At 63.2% G+C, this 14,539-nt stretch carries 14 protein-coding genes and 1 pseudogene; 4 read left to right on the top strand and 11 right to left on the bottom strand.

Annotated elements, in window-relative coordinates; genetic code table 11:
- Positions 1–3: 3 nt before the first annotated feature.
- The 7 genes from IQ292_RS11340 to IQ292_RS11370 all read right to left on the bottom strand — a co-directional run bounded on the left by IQ292_RS11340 (position 4) and on the right by IQ292_RS11370 (position 8,090).
- Positions 4–801, bottom strand: a complete 798-nt coding sequence (locus IQ292_RS11340) for a nuclear transport factor 2 family protein (protein WP_062126667.1) — start codon at positions 799–801, stop codon at positions 4–6.
- Positions 798–2,315 carry a class I adenylate-forming enzyme family protein gene (locus IQ292_RS11345; RefSeq protein WP_062126664.1) on the bottom strand — a complete coding sequence of 506 codons (1,518 nt, stop codon included), beginning with the start codon at positions 2,313–2,315 and terminating at the stop codon, positions 798–800. Before IQ292_RS11345 ends, IQ292_RS11340 begins: the two co-directional genes overlap by 4 nt.
- 11 nt (positions 2,316–2,326) lie before the next feature.
- On the bottom strand, positions 2,327–3,508 hold the full coding sequence (locus IQ292_RS11350; RefSeq protein ID WP_082824902.1) for an acyl-CoA dehydrogenase family protein: 1,182 nt from the start codon (positions 3,506–3,508) through the stop codon (positions 2,327–2,329).
- Between the two features lie 25 nt (positions 3,509–3,533).
- Entirely contained in the window at positions 3,534–4,376 is an 843-nt protein-coding gene (locus tag IQ292_RS11355; protein ID WP_062126657.1) for a 3-hydroxyacyl-CoA dehydrogenase family protein, read from the bottom strand.
- A 16-nt stretch (positions 4,377–4,392) separates the two neighbouring features.
- The gene (locus IQ292_RS11360; RefSeq protein WP_062126654.1) at positions 4,393–5,151 is read right to left on the bottom strand and encodes a crotonase/enoyl-CoA hydratase family protein; all 759 of its coding nucleotides are present in this window, start codon (positions 5,149–5,151) and stop codon (positions 4,393–4,395) included.
- Positions 5,148–7,103 carry a flavin-containing monooxygenase gene (locus IQ292_RS11365; protein WP_203310406.1) on the bottom strand — a complete coding sequence of 652 codons (1,956 nt, stop codon included), beginning with the start codon at positions 7,101–7,103 and terminating at the stop codon, positions 5,148–5,150. Before IQ292_RS11365 ends, IQ292_RS11360 begins: the two co-directional genes overlap by 4 nt.
- Before the next feature lie 84 nt (positions 7,104–7,187).
- Complete coding sequence (locus IQ292_RS11370; protein WP_062126649.1) at positions 7,188–8,090, bottom strand: alpha/beta hydrolase; 903 nt, start codon at positions 8,088–8,090, stop codon at positions 7,188–7,190.
- Positions 8,091–8,192: 102 nt separating this feature from the next.
- Between IQ292_RS11370 and IQ292_RS11375 the strand changes: the two genes are divergently transcribed.
- Complete coding sequence (locus IQ292_RS11375; RefSeq protein ID WP_203310407.1) at positions 8,193–8,873, top strand: TetR/AcrR family transcriptional regulator; 681 nt, start codon at positions 8,193–8,195, stop codon at positions 8,871–8,873.
- 622 nt (positions 8,874–9,495) lie between these two features.
- Positions 9,496–9,794 (top strand): annotated as a pseudogene (locus tag IQ292_RS17920) (DDE-type integrase/transposase/recombinase); the annotation flags it as partial.
- 299 nt (positions 9,795–10,093) lie between these two features.
- On the opposite strand, the gene IQ292_RS11385 reads toward IQ292_RS17920, so the two are convergent.
- A complete protein-coding gene (locus tag IQ292_RS11385) occupies positions 10,094–10,507 on the bottom strand; it encodes a hypothetical protein (protein WP_203310408.1) in 414 nt (137 codons plus the stop codon).
- 153 nt (positions 10,508–10,660) lie between these two features.
- A complete protein-coding gene (locus tag IQ292_RS11390) occupies positions 10,661–11,293 on the bottom strand; it encodes a tyrosine-type recombinase/integrase (protein WP_203310409.1) in 633 nt (210 codons plus the stop codon).
- Positions 11,294–11,514: 221 nt separating this feature from the next.
- Here IQ292_RS11390 and IQ292_RS11395 point away from each other — a divergent pair, with 221 nt between their 5' ends.
- A complete protein-coding gene (locus IQ292_RS11395; RefSeq protein WP_203310410.1) occupies positions 11,515–11,883 on the top strand; it encodes a DUF4304 domain-containing protein in 369 nt (122 codons plus the stop codon).
- A gap of 268 nt (positions 11,884–12,151) precedes the next feature.
- On the opposite strand, the gene IQ292_RS11400 is transcribed toward IQ292_RS11395, so the two are convergent.
- Positions 12,152–12,550 (bottom strand): lysozyme inhibitor LprI family protein, encoded by a 399-nt coding sequence (locus IQ292_RS11400; RefSeq protein ID WP_203310309.1) that lies wholly within the window; start codon positions 12,548–12,550, stop codon positions 12,152–12,154.
- A 477-nt stretch (positions 12,551–13,027) separates the two neighbouring features.
- On the opposite strand from IQ292_RS11400, the gene IQ292_RS11405 reads away from it, so the two are divergent.
- Complete coding sequence (locus IQ292_RS11405; RefSeq protein WP_203310411.1) at positions 13,028–13,651, top strand: hypothetical protein; 624 nt, start codon at positions 13,028–13,030, stop codon at positions 13,649–13,651.
- Between the two features lie 132 nt (positions 13,652–13,783).
- On the opposite strand, the gene IQ292_RS11410 is transcribed toward IQ292_RS11405, so the two are convergent.
- Positions 13,784–14,182 carry a lysozyme inhibitor LprI family protein gene (locus tag IQ292_RS11410; protein ID WP_203310412.1) on the bottom strand — a complete coding sequence of 133 codons (399 nt, stop codon included), beginning with the start codon at positions 14,180–14,182 and terminating at the stop codon, positions 13,784–13,786.
- Between the last annotated feature and the right edge of the window lie 357 nt (positions 14,183–14,539).

Below are 14,539 nucleotides of genomic sequence, written 5' to 3' on the forward strand. Positions count from 1 at the left end.
CTTTCATCCGCGGTGTCGGTTGATCAGGTCGCGGTGCAGGCCCAGGCGGTCGCCCGACACCTGCGCCCGCGTCACCCGGCCCTCGGCGGTATCGATCATCGCTGCCAGCCGCAGGACAACGGGCTCGCCCACCAGCGCTGCATCGATGTCGGTAAAGCCGCCGGTGTAGCGGCCGTCGCAGACGATGTGGCATGCCGCGCGCGGCCCTGCGGTGAAGAGGTGCGAGAGCGTCGCCGTCTCGACCGCGACCAGATCGTCAAAGGACGGACCGTCGACCAATACCGCTTCGGTCGCCGGATCGGTATGCCATCGCGGCAGCCAGTCGCGCACGATTGTGTCGGTATCGGTGTCGGGCGGCAGGACGGGGCGGTCCCAGGGCGCGAGCGCGGGCGGTTCAACCGGATCGGCGATACCGCTCTTCAACTGGCGTTTGCGCGCGAAATAATCCTCCTCCGCCCAACCGTGAGACAGGCGATCGCCCGACAGGCGGAACAGCGTGATCCCGCGCCACGCCGCCATGCGGCCGTCATCGCGCAGGGAGGCGCCGTGTTCGGTGAAGCGCATCGCCACGCCCTCGGTCCCAAGGATCGTGTCGTGGACGGTGACGGTGAGGCCGGGGAACTGGTCGAGCTGCGCCACGGTCGCGGGCAGATAGCGGTCGTCGCGCCCGTCGAAGAGATGGCCGCCGATCGACAGGCGATAGGCGGGATCCATCACCCAGGCGACGGCGGAGGGATCGTGCGCGGTCAGGAAATCGATCGCGAACCCGCGCAGCGCGCGCGCCTGTGGCGACGGCGTCATGCCGCACCCTCGCGGTTACTATCGAGCGCTCGCAGGTCGTTCTTCAGGATCTTGCCCGAGGCGGTCTGCGGCAGTGCGCCGACGAAGCGGATCGAGGTCGGGCATTTGTAATGCGCGAGGCGAGTGCGGGTATAGGCGATCATCTCTGCCTCCTGCGGGTCGGCACCGACGCGGGGCACGACATAGGCGCGCGGCGTCTCGCCCCATTTGGGGTGCGGCACGCCGATCACGGCGACCTGGCCGACATCGGGATGCGCGCCGAGCACGTTCTCGATCTCGGTCGGATAGACGTTCTCGCCACCCGACACGATCATGTCCTTGTAGCGATCGTGGATGAAGACGAAGCCGTCTGGATCGCGATAGGCGGCGTCACCGGTCCTGAGCCAGCCATCGGGCGTGACGGCCGCGGCGGTGTCGTCGGGCTTGCGCCAATAGCCCAGCATGACCATTCCCGACCGAATGCGGATTTCGCCGACCTCGCCGACGCCGACCGGGCGTTCGGTTGCGGGATCGACCAGCGCAAGCTCGACCCAGGGCAGGGGCTTGCCGCACGAACGCAGCCGGTCTGGCGTCGGGCCGTCGGGATCGTGCTCGGCGGGGGGCAAGGTAATGACGGTGCCCGCGGTCTCGGTCGCGCCATAGGCATGGCTGAACTCGCAGCCGAACAGCGCCAGCGCACGGCGCAGCAGCGGCTCGCCGATCGGTGCGGCGCCGTAGAGGATGCGGCGCAGCCCCTTGGGCGCCACGCCGCCCGCCTCGACATGATCGACCAGCCGCTGCACCACCGTCGGCACGAAGAAGGCGTGGGTGACGTGATGCTGGTCGATCGTCGCGGCGATGCTCGCAGGATCGAGCCGGTCGAGCAGCACCGTATGCCCGCCCTGGCTCAGCGCCATCATGCCATAGCCGATGCCGCCGATATGGAAGAGCGGCATCGCCACGAGGTTGACGCTGTCCGACGTGAAATCCCACGCCTCGCGCGCCATCTGCGCGACATAGGACAGGTTCGCCTGGCTGATGAGCACGCCCTTGGGCAGGCCCGTCGTGCCCGACGTGTAGAGTAGCAGCGTCGGCGCATGTAAATCGACGGCGATGTCGGGCAGCATGGGCGACGCAGCGTCGCGCAGTGTGGCGAGCGTTACGAGGTCGATCTTGTTGACGATCCCGCCCGCGACCTTGTCGGCCAACCTATCCTGCACCAGCAACAGCGTCGGTTCGCCATCGGCCAGGATCGTGGCAATCTCGCCCGCCGCCAGCCGCCAGTTGAGCGGCATCATGATCGCGCCGATCTTCGCGCAGGCATAGGCCAGTTCGTAGAAGACCGTGCCCGTATGCGACAGCAGTGCGACCCGATCCCCCTCCGTGACGCCGTGTGCGAGCAGCACGTTCGCCAGTTGCGTGCTGCGCCGGTCGAGGTCGGCGAAGGTCAGCCGCTCATCCTCGCAGGCGAGGCACGGCGCTTCCGGCGTCGCGGCGGCGAACCGGCGCATCAGCGCGAGCAGGGTCGGCTGCATCGCTCGGCCCCTCAATAGCTTTTGGGCAGCCCGAGGCTGTGTTGGGCGACATGGTTCAGGATCATCTCGCGACTGACCGGCGCGGTCTTGTGCAGGCGGGCGATGAACCACAGGTCGGCGAGGCCGTATTCGTAGCTGAGGCCGTTTCCGCCATGCACCTGGATCGCCTGGTCCAGCGCCTTCAGCGAGGCGTCGGCGGCGGCGAATTTGGCCATGTTCGATGCCTCTGCCGCGTCCTCCTGCAGGTCGAACAGCTGCGCGGCGCGGGCGTTGAGCAGGCGTGCGGCCTGGACGTGGACATAGGCTTCGGCGAGCGGGTGCGAGACGCCCTGATGCTGCCCGATCGGCACGCCCCACACCGATCGATCGCGGGCATATTGCGCCGCCTGGTTGAGCGCGAACCGCGATATGCCGTTGTTGATCGCCGCAGCCGATATGCGTTCGGGGTTCAGCCCGACGAACACCTGCTTCAAGCCCGCCCCACGCCGACCGATCAATGCGCCGGCATCGAGCGCGATGTTGTCGTAGAAGGTCGTGAATTGCTTCTCCGGTGTCATTACCGCGGCCTCGATCGGCTGGTAGCTCAGCCCTGCGATGTCGGTCGGCAGCAGGAACAGCGACAAGGCGGAGCGGCCGTCGCCCGTTTCCATCTCGGGATCGCGCGCGACGACCATCACCGCGTCCGACACGTCGATCCCCGACGTCCAGTATTTGGCACCGTTGAGCAGGAAGCCTTCGCCGTCCGACACGACCTGGGTCTTGACCTTGTGGGTGTTCGATCCCGCGTCGGGCTCGGTGATCGCAAAGCAGATTTTCCTGGTGCCCGCCGCGATGCCGGGCAGCCATTCGGCCTTCATTTCGGGCGTGCCATGGGTGGCGATGATCGGCGCGGTGATCGAGTTGATGACCAGTTGCAGCATCGGGCAGCCCTGGGCTGCGCACTCCTCGACTACGACATTATAGTCGGCGACCCCGCCGCCGCTGCCGCCGAATTCCTCGGGGATGTGGACGCCCAAAAACCCCGCCGCGCCGAGTTCGGCCCATAGAGCCTCGGGCTCCTCGCCGCGCTTCACGCAGTCCTGGTAATATTTGCGCCCGAATTTGCTGACCAAGCGGCCGACGCTCTCGCGCAATTCGCGATGGTGATCGGCGGTATCGACCAGAGGCGAGAAGAACATGGGCTGTGCAGACATGCGGGCGCTTTCGTTAAAAGGGTGGTCAGGCGGGCCAGTCGAAGAAACCGCGGCCAGTCTTGGCGCCGAGGCGACCCTCGGCGACCATCGCCGCGAGCAGGGCAGGGGGGGCGAAGCGGGGGCCATGCGCGGCCGCCAACGTGCGCGCGACCTCAAGCCGGACGTCGAGGCCGACGATGTCGCTGAGCCGCAGCGGCCCGACCGGGTGGCGGTACGCCAACACGGCGGCGCGATCGATATCCTCGGCGCTGGCGACGCCATCCTCCAGCATCCGCATCGCCTCGAGCGCGGCGGCGAAATCGAGGCGGCTGGTCGCGAAGCCGGGCACGTCGCGGACGGTGATCGTCTCCTTGCCGATCGCAGTGCCGAACGCCCGCGCCTGCGCCAGCGCGGCGTCGCTGGTGGCGGTGCCGCGGACGATCTCGAGCAGCTTGATCGACCAGACGGGGTTGAAGAAATGGAGGCCGAGGAACGTCGCGGGATCGCGCACGCTCTGGACCAGCGTATCGATCGACATCGCGCTGGTGTTAGTCGCGAGCAGGTGTGGCGTGCGGGCGGCGGCGCGCGCGAGCACGTCGCGCTTGAGGTCGAGGCGTTCGGGGACGGATTCGACGACCAACGGCAGGCCGGCGTCCAGCGCCTCGACCGTCGCGACGCGGATGACGCGCCTTGCGACCGCTTGCGCGGCATCGGCGTCGAGCTTGCCGCGCGTCACCGCGCCGTCCAGCGTTGTGGCGATCGTCCGCGTCATCGTCTCGGCGCGCGCGGCATCGGGTTCGACGACCTGGACGGTGCCGCCGGCCAGCGCCGCGACATAGGCGATGCCGACGCCCATCGTGCCACCGCCGATCACGGCCATATCCTGCATCACGGCCAACTCCCTGCTATGCACCGCGCCATACCGGCGGACGTTTCTCGGCGAAGGCACGCGCGCCTTCCTGCGCATCGGCGGAGGCGAGCACCGCCTCGACCAGCCCGCGCTGGCGCTGCCACCGCTCGTCGAGCGCCCAGTCGGGCGACTCTGCCATGATCCGCTTGCTCGCGAGCACCGACAGCGGAGCGTTGGCGGCGATGTCCTGCGCCAGCGCCAGCGCCGCCTCCAGCGCGCCGCCGGTCGGCGCGAGCCGGTTGACCAAGCCCCAGCGATGCGCGGTCGGGGCATCCATCCGCCTTGCCGTCAGCGCATATTCCAGCGCGATCGCTGGCGGGATGCGCTCGCGCAGTCGCACCAGCCCGCCCGATCCGGCGACGAGGCCGCGAGCGACCTCGGGCAGGCCGAACATCGCGTCCTCGCCCGCGACGATCAGGTCGCACGCCAGCGCCAGCTCGCATCCGCCGGCCAGCGCATACCCCTCGACCGCGGCGATCAGCGGCTTGGCGGGGGGCGCTTCGGTGACACCGGCGAAACCACGCCCCTCCAGCTCGGGGCGCTCGCCGGCGACGAACGCCTTCAGGTCCATCCCCGAACAGAAATTTCCGCCGGCGCCCGTCACGATACCGGCGCGCAGCGCGGGGTCGCGATCCAGCGTATCGAGGGCCTCGGCAAGCGCGAGCGATACCGCACGGTTGACGGCGTTCCGCTGCGCCGGGCGATCGATCGTCATCACCAGCACCGCATCGTGGCGGTCGACGCGCAGGCTCATGCCGGCACCCGATCATGGGCATAGGTCAGGCGATAATCGGTGAGGTCTGCCGTCTCTGTCATCCGCCACATGTCGAGGATGCGGAACGGATTGTTGACGACGATCCGCCCCTTCGAATTGCGGACGTAGCCATCGACACCGGGATAGGTCCACACCAGTCCCGCATGCGTCGCGTCGACGCGCGCGTTATAGGCTTCGTACACCTCCGGTCGCACATCGACGGTGGCGATGCCGCCTGCGAACATCTGGCGCAGCAACGACATGACATAGTGCATCTGACGTTCGAGCACCGAGATCAGGCTGCCGCCATGGCCGTATTGCGTATTCGGCCCGTAGAGGCAGAAGAAGTTGGGATAGCCCGGCACAACCGTGCCGAGGTAGGCGCGGGCGTCATCGCCGTCCCAGTCCCCGTGAATGGTACGCCCACCGACGCCGACGACGCGCATCGGCGCCAGCAGGTTGACGACGTCGAACCCCGTCGCCCAGATGATCGCATCGGCAGGATGTTCGGCGCCGTCGCTGGTGACGACGCCATGCTGCTTCACGGCCGTGACCGCACCTTGCACATAAGTGACGTTCGGGCGCGCCAGCATGCGATACCAGCCGTTGTCGAGCAACATCCGCTTGCCGAACGGCGGGTAGGGCGGGATCATCGCGGGGATCAGGTCGGGCCGCTTGCTGAGCTCGGTTTCGATATAGCGGGTGAGGCCGCGGCGATGCGAATCGTTGATCGCGTTGATCGAGCGCCCCTGCCCATCCCAGTCGGGATCCTGACGCAGCGCCTCATATTGCTTGTCGTTGAATGCCCAGCTCAGCCGCAGCCGATACCACAGGCGATAGAGCGGCATCGCCTGCATCAGCCGTTGCAGCGCGTCCGGGATCGGCTGGCCGAACTTCGGGAAAGGGGCGACCCATTGCGGCGTACGGTTGACGATGGTCAGCGACGCGACGGTGTCGACGATCGCTGGGCCGACCTGCATCGCGCTGGCGCCGTTGCCGACCAGCACGACATGTTTGCCGGCGAGGTCGAGGCCGGCGTCGGGATAGCGCGCGGTATGGACGCTCGGCCCTTCAAACCGGTCGAGGCCGGGGACGTCGGGCAGGCGCGGCTTGTTGAACGCGCCGACGCCGCTGAGGATCATGCTGGCGGTCAGCGTTTCTTCGTGGCCATCGGCATCGGCGATGTCGACATGCCACGCTGCTGCTTCTGCATCCCAGCGTGCTTCCGTTACTTCCAGCCCGAAGCGGATGTGACGGCGCAGGTCGAACCGATCGGCGACGTCGTGCAGATAGGCGTGGATTTCGCGGCTGCCGGCGAAATAGCGAGACCAGGCGAAGGGGGCGTAGGAAAAAGAATAGAGGTGGCTCGGCACGTCGCAGGCGGCGCCGGGATAGCGGTTTTCGAACCATACCCCGCCCAGATCGCCGCGCCGCTCGACGATGGTGAATGGGATGCCCGCCGCGGCGAACTGGATCGCCGCCGACAGGCCCGAGATCCCCGCGCCGATGATGAGCGCGCGAAAGCCGGGTGGGGGTGCGATGCCGTTCGCGGCCTCAATCGCCGGCTCTTCGCCGGGCAGTTGCAGCTCGTGCCGGATCATCGCCGCATAGCCGGCGGGAATCGCCTCGCCGAGCGACACACTCATCATCCGGACTAGCAGCGCATCGTCGGGAACGGGTAGCGCGGGCGCGCGGCCGGCGAACCAGTCGGTGAAGGCGTCACGCGCCGCGGCGCGGATCTCATCCTGCACTGCGGTCGGCAAACCGCCGTCGTCATTGTCGTCGAGCCCACGAGTGCGTGCGGGGATGAAGCGCCCCTCAATCCAGCCGGTATCGCCGGTCAGCTGCACCAGCACGCAGGCGAGCGTCGGGATGTTCGCCTGCGCGATTGCCTCTGCGAGCCAGGTTGGCGCGCCGCCAGCCGCGGCATCCTCTCGTATCGACTCGGTCATCGAGTTCTTCTTTCCTCGCGCGCCGGACGACGGGGCGTCCGGCTGCTCTCCTGGAACGAGATATGGCCGGGTCGTCGAATTTAGTCAACACTGTTGTTGACTAAGAAGCGTCGTGGCCATTTCCGTGATGGCGCGGTCGGCCAGCGAGGTGAGTCTCGGCAGGCTGACGAAGCCGTGGATCATGCCCGGATAACAGGTGAGCGTCGCCGTGCCGCCCTGCGCCGCGATCGCCGCGACGAACGCTTCGCCTTCGTCGCGCAACGGGTCAAAGGCGGCGGTGATGACATGCGTCGGTGGCAGGTGGCCGAGGTCGGCGGCGAGCAGACCGTCACCTGCCTTGTTGGGGGCAGCGCACAGATAGGTGCTCCACGCCCATCGCATCCAGTCGCGCGTCAGCATGTGGCCCTCGCCCAGTCGCTGCCATGATGGCGTTGCGCAGGCGGGAGAGATTGCGGGGTAGAACAGGCCCAGCCCCGCCACGGCGATGCCGTCGCGGGGGGCGTGCAGCGCCGTCATGGCCGCCAGATAGCCGCCGGCGCTGTCGCCGCAAAGAAGGAGGCGCGCCGAACTTTGTGTTGTCGCAACCCAGCGGAGTGCCGCCGCGCAATCCTCCTGCGCGGCGGGCTGCGTAGCCTCCGGAGCGAGACGGTAGCCGACCGACACCACCCGCGCGCCGCTAGCCAGCGCGAGCATCCGGCACAGCGCATCGTGCGTCTCCAGCGAGCCGGCGACGAACCCGCCGCCGTGCATGAAAAGGATCGTGGCGGCAGGGGGCGGCGTGGGCCGGTAGAGCCGCATCGGCACACCGCATGGCGTCCATGCGGATGTAACTTCGGGCAGGGCCGGGCCAGTCGCGGCGATCATCGGACTATCCAGGCGCGCGCGATACGCCGCCATCGGCATGTCGGCGCGTGGCGGACGGAGCGCGGCACGCGGATCGGCGAGCAGTGCGGCGAAGGCGGGCGCGAGCGATGCGGGATCGGTCATCGGCGGCAGCTTGCACCGCCATGTCTGCAAACGTCAACGTCAATGTTGACACGCTGGCGGGGGATCGTTTGATCTGCCCAGCGGGCTGGTGCAAGAGGCGCTATGGACGACAAAAATCAGGACAAGCCGGTCAAGCAAAGCGGCATCGGCCGCCGCCGCTCGGCCGCGCGCACCGATTCCAGCGCGACATATCAAGCCAAGCGCAAGGAGATCGCCGAGGCCGCGGTGCGTGTCTTCAATCGCTTGGGTTTCAAGCAGGCCAGCATCGCTGCGGTGGCGGAGGAAATGGGCGTCGACCGCGCCTCGCTCTATTATTACATCTCTTCGAAGGAGGAGTTGTTCGACGAGGTCGTCCGCACCGTGGTCGAGCGCAATTGCGCGATGGCCAAGCAGATCGAAACCAGCGACCTAGCACCGCGCCGCAAGTTGCGCGACCTGATCGTCATGTTGATGACGTCCTACGGCGATCATTATCCTCTGTTCTACATCTATATCCGCGAAAACCTGAGCCACGTCAGTGATGCGCGATCGCAATGGTCGAAGGACATGCGCGAAGTGAACCGGCTGACGACGCAAAGCATGATCGCGATCATCGAGCAGGGCTATGCCGACGGTAGCCTGCGCAATCTCGGGCCGGCGCAGATCGTCGCTTTCGGTATCTTCGGCGTCATCGGTTGGACGCACCGTTGGTTCCGCCCCGGGGAGAGCGATGCGAGCGCGCAGGAGATTGGGCGAACGTATGCAGAGATGATCCTGTCGGGTTTAGAAAACCCCTACGACTAATTATAAATACAAAATGATTTGCTCTAATCGGTCCTGCGTTGACGCTGGCAGTAACCGTTAATACTTTTATTCGTGGCACATGACGGTGGGCAAGGGCGCCACAGGCTCCGTCAAACCAAATGCACCTGCTGTTGAATGGATAATCGTGGCATAGCGGCGGGGCATCGCGCACCTCGATTCATGAATGCCGACGAATTGTTTAGGTGGCGATGATTGTATGCGAGGTGACCAGCACGTGCCACTTCTTTCAAGTGACGGGGGCGGCAAGGTTCACCCCAAGTCAGTTGCCGCAGGCGGTGGCAACGGCATGATCTGCGACTGCTAAGATTGCGGCAAGGGCAGCCTGATGACGACAGCACAGATGGTGACGGCCGCTGCGGTCACGACATCGTCCGCCGCACCGATGCCGCTCAACGTTAGAGAATGGCTCGGGCCGAACAATTTATCTCCCCCGCTCACTCGGATTCGACGAAGAGGGTCTAATCCAGGCAGTCGTCTACATCGACGACACCGGCCAGCCGATGCCCGGCATCTACCGGCTTCGTGCCGATTGGCGGCTTGCCAATGGCCGTCCAGCACCGTCGTCGGCCGATGTTACGCTCGCCGCTGCCCGGCTTCCTAGCGTCACGGCTCGCCCAACACCATCACGACCGACGGTCTACGCATCTATGGTGCAGCGATGGATGAATTGGCCTACCGGAATCCCGAAAGATTGGCCGCTGGGCCAACAACCGGATCGAGAACAGCCACCTGCCATTCCGACAAAGGGACCGGGCAATGCTGCGCTTCAGACAGATGAAGACGCTACAGAAGTTCGCCTCCGTCCACGCCAACGTCCACAACCACTTCAGCCTGGAACGTCACCTCGTCGACCGAGTAACCTACCGGGAACGACGCTCTGCCGCGCTTGGGGAGCGGTAGGCGCTTATCAGCTGAACGTCGGCGTCAAAGACTGAAATGCATCGTGTGGAGAGCGGTTCGTATTAGACTGACAGCACCAGCAGGAACGTTGAAAAGCGGACTAAGCGCGCCCGATCTGCTATGGTAAACGAATGGCGGATGTTGGAAGGCATCAAGGGCAACGCGAACGTCTGGAAATGGGTCTTCGTGGTAACCATTCCACCCGCTTTATGCATTGAAAATCCAAGAACGGCTGATTTGAATCTGTTGCCATTCTCGTCAATGGAGATCCGCAAGTCAGAATTAGAGAAGGCTGGCGTTCAAGTGGACGAGGCCAACCACTGGCCGGTGCCATCTTCAAAATTTAAGAAAAGCTCTTGACTGCCCCATCGGATAACCGGGTTTTTTGTTGGAAAGTAAGTGCTTACTGCATTCATCAGCGCAATCCGATCGTCAGCTTTGGTCGAGCCTGAGCCGCAGCCAGCGAGCCAAATTTCAATGTTGTCCGTTTGCTGGAGGCTCGCGGCAGCGTCGTCGAGCATCTCTGTCGTATCATCTAAAATCATGTGGGGTGCCGTCTGATGCACCATCCAGGCTCGACATTGACTATGGTTCAGCACTGCCACGATGCCGCAGGTTGATGCACCTCCAGTTTCAAGAATGTCACCACTTTCAGCCATGGCCCACTCGTCCATCCCAAGATCGGCGTGTCCGTCGACGATCTCCACCTGCATTGTGTTACCTTCCTGCTCCGAGGCAATTTAAGGTGCGTATCACGGCCGTTAACTTCGTCTACTGGGACGTACAGACCTGCCGTGTCGAGTCTGAACGAACGTCCGGTTTGAAGAAGCCCGTGAGCGTGAGTGAACGACCGGATTTGGGTCTGCTCAGACCTCGGTTCGCTCAGCGAGTTCCAAGGCATCCTCTACGTCGACGCCCAGATAGCGGACGGTGCTGTCGATCTTGGCATGACCCAAGAGAATTTGAACGGCCCGCAGATTGCCGGTGGCTTTGTAGATAATGGACGCCTTTGTTCGCCGAAGGGAGTGGGTGCCGTATTCCTGAGGAGCAAGGCCGATGCCGACCACCCATTCGTGCACGAGGCGGGCATATTGGCGTGTGCTCATGTGAGCCATGTAGTCGTTGCGGCTCGGGAAGACGAAGTCGTTCAGCGTGCCACCGCGACGCTCGAGCCATGACCGCAGCGTCTTTCGCGCCGTCTCCATCAGTTCGAACTGCACCGGTCGCTTGGTCTTCTGCTGCACGATGATGGCGCGGTCGCGAATACGGCCGCCGGAGACCACGTCGCCGATGCGGATCCTGACCACGTCACAGCCGCGTAGCTTGCTATCGATAGCCAAGTCGAAGAGCGCTCGATCGCGCAATCGCCTGTGCTGGTCAAGCCAGAAGCGGATCGCCCAGACCTGCTGCTGCTTCAGCGCCCGCTTGGCGCCGATCAAACGGCCCTCGTTCCAAGGGCGGAGTTCGTGGAAGGCGGGATCCACTGCCGAGTGCCCCATCGCCGATCTCCTCTCTGCCGAGTCGATGCACGAGCATATCGGATCGCGGTAAACCAGCGGTTCCAGGACGTGGTTTTCGCTCGCAGATCGCGCGGATCCTCAGTCAGCGTCTCCAGACCTGAGGGCGGCTTCGAGCGATCAATTTCGTTTTGGAGCGCTTCAAAACGGACGGTCCGCTTCTGCCCACTTGCAGTCATTGGGCGAAATTATAACATCGCAGCATGTTCGACGCCCAAGCTATCTGTGAAGCTGCCATAGGGCGTGGCTTCAAACGCAAGGGAAAGGCAAATTGGATACGCCGCACAGACGAGTTCGTGCAGCTTGTGAACCTTCAAGGATCGGCTTGGTCAGAAGGTCAGAGCTACCTAAATTTTGCGATGTGGCCCCTCGCGCTCGGGGAACCGAATAGCCTTGCGGAAAGTAAGATGATGTTCCGCACCCGAGCCGAGGACCTTGGCGCAACTGACCTCGATGCGTTGTTCGATGCGGCAGACCGGCTGAAGTCGCTCAAGGATTTGCGGGCGGCGCTTGCTGTCCGTTCGGTGTCGGGCCTTATCAGCGTGGCGCTACGCCACCTTCTCGACGAGTGATGAATGTCCGCTGTCCCCCAAGCCCGGACGCTGAGGCGAACCATCGCTGTTCCCGAGAGCCGCCATACGTTCAGCCTAACCATTCCCGGTTCCCCCTCCTCGAAGGCCAATTTCGGGAAAGAGCAAGTGTGAACATATTTTGGGAGAGGCGATGCCTTTGGCGCGTTTCGGCACGGTCAGAAAGGCCGCTTCCACGATACGGGTCGGTTTTTTGGGAAGGGTGACGAAGCTTGGCCGCCCAACAAAATGGGAAAATATGTCGGCGTCCTCACCCGTCCCGAAACCCGGCAGCTATGTCCTGAAGCTGCTTGATCCGCGCCAAGGTCAGTTCCGTTTCGCACCGGCTGGCAATTATCGCTTGAAGGGACCCGCCTTGAGCATAGTCACTTTCTAGTTCACATTGAGCATCGCGATACTTCAGCCATGCACGCTGAGCGTTCTTCAGGTCTTGCACGGCAGCGGGTGCGCCCCGTCTTTGGTTGGGGACAAACGCCCGATCCGCTTCGCTGGCAGCCTTGAGCACGTCCGGCCACCGCCGATTTAGCTCAGCATCCGCTCGGTCATAAGCACCTGTCCAACATTGCGCGATTTCGACGTCGCCACCTGCGTTGTCACATGGGGAAGTGGGAACCGGTTTGGCTTGAAGCAGAAGAGCAGCCAACAACATGATGCTATCCCTATTCTTGCGACTGACGCGAAGGCCACCATATCTGATTAGTGTATTTCGACAACGCCTCCGCTTTCCCGAAACCCGATCGTTTTTGGGAAATGGCGGTGCTACGAGATGTCGGCTAAGGCCCTCGGCGTCCCCGTAAGCAGACATTCCACTTTCCCCCAGACCCGGGCGCTGGGGCGATCCATCGCTCTTCCCGAAAGCGGCCATACGTTCAGCCTAGCCATTCCCGTTTCCCCGTCATCGAGGAAGAATTTGAAGGGAAGCAGCAATTGGGAACATATTGTTGAGAAAGGCGATGCCTCTGACGCCTTTCGGCACGGTCAGAAAGGCCTCTTCCTCGATACGGCTTCCTTTTGGGAAGGGTGTCAGGTGCGCCTTTGCCCAGCGCTGGACCGCTTCAGATTAAGCGGTGCCATTAGCTTAATTGGGTTGTAGCGTTGAGCCATTCTTCGATGCGGGAGACAGATCATGGCGTACGGTGAGATGCTTTGCTTGGCGCTAATTCTGAGCGCCTCGCAAGCGGAAATGGCTAGAGATGTGGCGGCCCTTGCGAAAGCTGATCGACAGGTCCTTCGTAGCTGCGGAGCTAGCGAGGCGCTCCTAGGCAAAGCTCCAGATGAAGATTGGACCCCAGTCTCAAGTGTAGAAGACCGGCACGTTGCCTTGCGCGCCTTGCTGAATGAGCCAATGCCACTGTCGCGTTCGATGATAAGTATCCATGCTGTTGGTGGTGACTTGGAGACTACCGAGTTCAGCGTCATTTTGGAGCGCGGTATAAATGGTACTTGGAGTGGAACCGCAGTAGGGCAATCTAAAGCATGGATAGAAGGCGCTAAACCGTATATCTTGCCACGCAAAGCGTGGTTGTTGCCGGACGAGAAAGGGAGAAGGCTCAACCAGATATTAGCTGACAAATGTTTCTACGCGGAACCAACGACTTTCCATCGCGCAGAGGTGCCGGCGGTCGGCGTGCTATATATAAACGTGGAAACTCGCATCTCCAACCATCAAAAGCAGTTTTCTTACAAGGGGGGTCATGTCGATGGACTGAGCAAAGAGCTTACGGATTTGGCATTTCCGCCATCTTCATGAGCAGAATCGATGAGCAAATCCTACCGGCTCTGTATTCCCAAATCCGATCTAATTGGGAAAGCCGCAGCCATCTCGCGACACGTTCGTTTGCAGGAATAATCGCAAACGCTTGCAAATGGACGAGTATGGTTTTTATGGAAATGGCGGTAAAAGTCCTCGCTCTGCGCGTTGTTTCAAATCTATTGTTCGCTGACGGTTGAGTTCGATGCGACACCGGCTGTCCAACTCACCTAAGCCGGCGGTCCCCCCAGCCGCCTGATCGCTGACCATACCGCACTGGGCGTCACGATAGCGGAGCCAAGCGCGCTGCGAGGCAAGCAGGTTCGGTGTCATATCGGGAAGGTTTAGCTTTTCGCGTCGTATCTCAAGGTCGTCGCGGTGGAGGGTCGCAAGCGTCTTCTTCCACTGCGCCACCATTTTACGATCCGTCAAATCGGCAATTCTTGCATAACAAATGCGCTCTGCATCGCCTGATTGACGTTCTGCCGCCGCGCAGAGCGATACGGCCGCCAAGAACACATGCGCAATCACGTTCACTCCCTAAAAAAACGGCCAAATTACCAAGCATGCCCGCTTCCTGCCTCCTATGGCCGTTCTGGCGGCGCTTCGCCTTCTCCAAATGGCCGCCACAGAAGGGGTTCTGCAAGCCGCTCGCGTTCTCGATATACCATCGCTTCTGGGAAAAGAAGCGATCCGCCAACCTCTGCTATCGGGGGCCGCCTTGCCGAAAGCCGCCGTTCCGCCCCCCTCCCAAAAACGGACGAGCCGCTTACGCCCACTAGCGACCTCCATCGAAGATGCTGTAATGCACTGAACCGCGCCGGGTTTGCCGGAGGCCGTTGGATGTGAGTCACGCTGCCATATCGACGATGTTTGCGGCAGCATAGT

Source organism: Sphingomonas beigongshangi (assembly GCF_016820445.1).
Taxonomy (GTDB): domain Bacteria; phylum Pseudomonadota; class Alphaproteobacteria; order Sphingomonadales; family Sphingomonadaceae; genus Sphingomonas; species Sphingomonas beigongshangi.